Source organism: Saccharopolyspora sp. NPDC047091, assembly GCF_040643635.1.
In the GTDB taxonomy this organism is placed as follows: Bacteria; Actinomycetota; Actinomycetes; order Mycobacteriales; family Pseudonocardiaceae; genus Saccharopolyspora_C.
Genome location: NZ_JBEYUS010000147.1, coordinates 1 through 1,965, shown reverse-complemented (window position 1 = coordinate 1,965; position 1,965 = coordinate 1). Strand labels below are relative to the sequence as shown.

Genomic DNA, 1,965 nt, shown 5'->3' with positions numbered 1-1,965 from the left:
CTGCGAAGACCCTCTAGACCGTCGGGACGGCGGGATTCGAACCCACGACCCCTTGACCCCCAGGGGCGCCCGTGAATTGGCGTGACCTGCGGAAATGGAGAATCTGCTGGTGTAGCGGTGTCGTTGGGCGTTGTTCGGTGTGCTTGTGGTCGGTTCGGTTGTGTCGGGTCCTCCCGTTTTCCTCCCGGTGCCGCGGTCAAAACCGGTTGTGGGAAGGCAGATCTGGTTGTCGAGTGTTCGATTCACCAGGCGGTGGGGTGGGCGCGTAGGCGGCGTGCGAAGGCTGCGGCGGGGGTGTCGTGGTTGAGGATGAAGTCGTGGTCGTTGTCGAGTAGGGCGTCGGTGGTTTCGGTGAGGGCGTGGGTGATGTCGTCGGGGTCGTCGCCGATGCGTGTGCAGGCTTCGATGAGTTCGTCGAGGTGGGTGCAGTCGAGGATGGCGTCGGCGAGTTCGGGGTCGGTCGTGGCGCGTACGAGGGTGGCGAGTGTGATCGCGTCCATGTGGTGATGGTGCGGGGCGGGGCAGTGGTGTGTGGAGCTTGTGCGGGTGGATGTGCCCGGTTGGACGAGTCTTCCTGAGTCCGGAACGTTGCCGCGTCTCGTGTCTCTTGACCGGCTCGGTTTTCGGCTGTGCGGTCGTGCGGCGATGCTCGGCTGGTCCTGCTCGACGCGGTTGAGCGCGCATACGCGGGCCGACCCAGGTCGTCGCCCACTACATGTCCACGGTCGAGAACCATCCCCGCGTGCGCGGGGCCGACGTCACCAGCATCCTCAACATGATCCCCAAACCGGAACCATCCCCGCGTGCGCGGGGCCGACCAGCTGCCCGGCGTGGTGTTCACGCCGACCGGGGAACCATCCCCGCGTGCGCGGGGCCGACGCCCAGTCCCGGTTCGGCGAGCACGCCGACGAGGAACCATCCCCGCGTGCGCGGGGCCGACGCGCAGGCGCGAGAATCCGGTGCACTGTACGAGGAACCATCCCCGCGTGCGCGGGGCCGACGCAGTCGGTGCCGGAGGCGCGGCCGGGACCGGGGAACCATCCCCGCGTGCGCGGGGCCGACACTTCTTGACCTGGTGGTTTATCTCGGTTAGGTGCGGTTTTCATTCACCCGGGTCGTGGCTCGGGGCGGAGCTTGTTCGGCGGGTTCATGGGGTCTCGGTTCACAGGTCGGTGTCGTGATCTGGTGTGGGGCCGTAGCGAAGGACACCTGACTGGGTGGCCAGGAAGCCTCCCGCTGAGCGACCCCAATCGCGAAGGCACTGACGGAGCCTCCCAATGTCCTCGGAAAAACAGTACGGAGCTAGTAGCGCACCCTATGATCCGCAGCATGGACCGAAAGATTGTCATCGATATCGAGGATGGACCGGACGGCGACGCCTACTACGACCTGCTGAACCGGATCTGGCTCGACGTGTTCGGCTTGGTCGGGGACGGGGACAAGATATCCGTTGATCCAGGCCTCTCGAAGGCCGAGCTCGCAAGAGCAGAGAAGCGCTGGACGCACTACGGGCAGTGGCACTGGGGGTGACCGCACAGCGAAACGCCCTGACCATGCAGATCGAGGCGTTCGTGCATCTGGGGTCAGCTCATCGCCGCCATCGCCGCCATCGCGGCCAGCCCCGGCAGCACCAGCGCGCCGACGAGCACGAAGCACGCCACCTCGATCACGCCCTCGAACGTCCGGCAGCTCGGTGAGCCTTTCCGCCGCGCCATCGGCGGGACCACCTTGCATGTGCGCGGGGCCGACCGCGAGAACGGCTTGGACCCGGCCACCGAGGGCGAATCACCCTCGCATGCGCGGGTCCGACGTTGCGGCGATGCCTGCGCTGGCGGCACAGCTCTTCGGAGTGTGTGCCGCCAGCCCGTCACTTAGTGCTCCTAACGTATTCGGGATAGGAGTCGGCGCCAGGTGATGAGTCCGCAGGCGAGGGCGAGGAAGCCGTGGTGGATGTCGGTGCGGCGT

General features: G+C 66.7%; 3 protein-coding genes and 1 CRISPR repeat array. Of the genes, 1 reads left to right on the top strand and 2 read right to left on the bottom strand.

Features of this window, described 5'->3' with window-relative positions; translation table 11 throughout:
• Positions 1 to 242: 242 nt before the first annotated feature.
• The gene (locus ABZ805_RS29255; protein WP_358447155.1) at positions 243 to 500 is read right to left on the bottom strand and encodes a hypothetical protein; all 258 of its coding nucleotides are present in this window, start codon (positions 498 to 500) and stop codon (positions 243 to 245) included.
• Positions 501 to 728: 228 nt separating this feature from the next.
• Positions 729 to 1,062: direct repeats of the CRISPR family, unit length 29 nt; unit sequence GGAACCATCCCCGCGTGCGCGGGGCCGAC.
• Between the two features lie 267 nt (positions 1,063 to 1,329).
• Here ABZ805_RS29255 and ABZ805_RS29250 point away from each other — a divergent pair.
• Positions 1,330 to 1,530 carry a hypothetical protein gene (locus ABZ805_RS29250; protein ID WP_358447152.1) on the top strand — a complete coding sequence of 67 codons (201 nt, stop codon included), beginning with the start codon at positions 1,330 to 1,332 and terminating at the stop codon, positions 1,528 to 1,530.
• A 53-nt stretch (positions 1,531 to 1,583) separates the two neighbouring features.
• Here the strand turns inward: ABZ805_RS29250 and ABZ805_RS29245 are convergent, their stop codons facing one another.
• Entirely contained in the window at positions 1,584 to 1,715 is a 132-nt protein-coding gene (locus ABZ805_RS29245; RefSeq protein ID WP_358447150.1) for a hypothetical protein, read from the bottom strand.
• Positions 1,716 to 1,965 lie beyond the last annotated feature (250 nt).